This is a genomic window from Halomonas sp. KX33721, assembly GCF_001596805.1.
Taxonomy (GTDB): Bacteria; Pseudomonadota; Gammaproteobacteria; order Pseudomonadales; family Halomonadaceae; genus Vreelandella; species Vreelandella aquamarina.
In genome coordinates, this window is the sequence record NZ_LVIA01000072.1 from 1 (window position 1) to 2,348 (window position 2,348).

A 2,348-nucleotide genomic window follows, 5' to 3' on the forward strand; every position below is an offset into this window, starting at 1 on the left:
GCGCGACTTCCCGCTTATGCCTGTCGGATTTACGTCATGGCGTTCCGTGCAAGTATCGGGCTTTGGTGATGCGTGCCACCTCACCCCGCCATGACGCCTCGTATCCGCTTCCTGTTCGTCAGGCCAGCGTTTTGCCTCGGGCTGCCTTCAGATTCTCCCTCGCGGGAGACACCCTTGCCGTCGGCTAGCACTTCCCCTTGCCGGGCGTGCAGGGGACTTTCACCCCCAAGTCATTCCAAGGCACCACCCTTGGAAACAGCGCCAGTCAGGCGCTGCGCGCCATGCCTGGCGCACAGGCAGAGCGCCCCGCCGGGAAACCGGCGGGGGCGCTGTCGTTGGCGACCCTCTCAGCCTCGGCGCGGGCTCAGTCGAAGGCGTCGGTGACCGCCCCGGTGCTGGCGGAGCTGACGGTCTTCGCGTACTTGGCCAGCACCCCGCGAGCGTAGCGCGGCGCCGGCTGCTGCCAGGCGGCGCGACGGCGCGCAAGCTCCTCGTCGGAGAGGTCGACGTCGATGGTGTCGGCCTCGGCGTCGATGGTGATCCGGTCGCCATCCTCCACCAGGGCCAGGGGGCCGCCGTCGAAGGCCTCCGGCGTGACGTGGCCCACCACGAAGCCGTGGCTGCCACCGGAGAAGCGCCCGTCGGTGATCAGCGCCACCGAGCCTCCGAGCCCCCGGCCCATGATCGCCGAGGTGGGGGTGAGCATCTCGCGCATGCCGGGCCCGCCCCTTGGCCCCTCGTAGCGGATCACCACCACGTCGCCGGCGGTCACGGTGCCGTCGTTGATGCGCGCCTGGGCCTCCTCCTCGGAGCCGAACACCCGGGCGGTGCCGGAGAAGCGGGTGCCCTCCTTGCCGGTGATTTTGGCCACCGCCCCCTCCGGGGCCAGGTTGCCGAAGAGGATGCGCAGGTGGCTCTCCGCCTTGAGGGGCGCATCCAGCGCCGCGATGATCTTCTGGTCATCGGGATAAGTGGCGACATTGGCCAGGTTCTCGGCGAGTGTCTTCCCGGTCACCGTCAGGCAGTCGCCGTGCAAGAGGCCGGCGTCGAGCAGGGTCTTCATCAGCGGCTGGATGCCGCCGATGGCGACCAGCTCGCTCATCATGTAGTGGCCGCTGGGGCGCAGGTCCGCCACTACCGGCACGCGCTTGCCGATGCGGGTGAAGTCCTCCAGGGCGAGCTCCACCCCGACGGTGCGCGCCATGCCGATCAGATACAGCACCGCGTTGGTGGAGCCGCCCAGCGCGATCACCACGGTGATGGCGTTCTCGAAGGCCTCCCGGGTCATGATGTCGGAGGGCTTGATGTCGCGCTCGAGCAGCGCGAGCACCGCCGCCCCCGCCGCCTCGCAGTCCTCGAGCTTGTCGTTGGAGACGGCGTTCTGCGCAGAGCTGCCCGGCAGGCTCATGCCCAGCGCCTCGATGGCCGAGGCCATGGTGTTGGCGGTGTACATGCCACCGCAGGAGCCCGGCCCGGGGATCACCGTCTCCTCGATCTGCTTGAGCTCGATCAGGTCGATGTCGCCGCGGCTGTGGGCGCCCATGGCCTCGAACACCGAGACGATATCGGTGTGGCCCTTGCCGGGGAGTATCGTGCCACCGTAGACGAAGACGCTCGGCCGATTCAGCCGCGCCAGCCCCATCAGGCAGCCCGGCATGTTCTTGTCGCAGCCGCCGATGGCCACCAGGCCGTCGAAGCCCTCGCAGCCGGCCACCGTCTCGATGGAGTCGGCGATCACCTCCCGGGAGACCAGCGAATACTTCATGCCCTCGGTGCCATTGGCGATGCCGTCGGAGATGGTGATGGTGTTGAAGATCACCCCCTTGCCGCCGGCGGCATCGGCGCCGTCCCGGGCATGCTCGGCCAGCTCGCCGATATGGCTGTTGCAGGGCGTGACCATGCTCCAGGTGGAGGCGATGCCCACCTGGGGCTTGGCGAAGTCCTCATCACGAAAGCCCACCGCGCGCAGCATGGCGCGGCTGGCCGCCTTCCCGGGGCCGTCCACCACCTTGGCGGAGTGGCGGCGGCGGGGGTCCTTGGGGGTGTCGCTCATGGCGGGGCTCCTTGTGAAGATGGGGTAACCCTCAGAGGGTGGACCTCGAGCCCCGGGCTGTCCATAGCCGCCGGCCTGGCTAGTCGGCGAGCCCCAGCTTGTTCCAGCGGTAGCTGAACTGGCGAGGCGTCAGCCCCAGCAGCTGGGCGGCACGGGTCTTGTTGCCCCCGCTGCGCCGCAGGGCGTGGCAGAGCGCCTCGGGGCTGTGGGAGGTAGCCGGCACATAGGGGCGTACGTCGGCGACCGTCGCGGTGGCGCCCGGAAAGGGGCCCCCGCCCTCCCCCGGCAGCGGCCC

2 protein-coding genes are annotated in these 2,348 nt (G+C 69.6%); both read right to left on the reverse strand.

Annotated features, from left to right (window positions below):
* Positions 1-364: 364 nt before the first annotated feature.
* Positions 365-2,053, reverse strand: coding sequence for a dihydroxy-acid dehydratase (gene ilvD, locus A3220_RS16275; RefSeq protein ID WP_062376008.1), 1,689 nt, complete (start codon positions 2,051-2,053; stop codon positions 365-367).
* A gap of 79 nt (positions 2,054-2,132) precedes the next feature.
* Positions 2,133-2,348, reverse strand: a 216-nt coding sequence (locus tag A3220_RS16280) for a helix-turn-helix domain-containing protein (RefSeq protein WP_217284299.1), incomplete at its 5' end; no start/stop codon positions are given.

What these genes read in the sequence shown, in the direction of transcription:
- ilvD (WP_062376008.1), bottom strand. Translation starts at nt 2,053, where the DNA reads ATGAGCGACACCCCCAAGGACCCCCGCCGCCGCCACTCCGCCAAGGTG.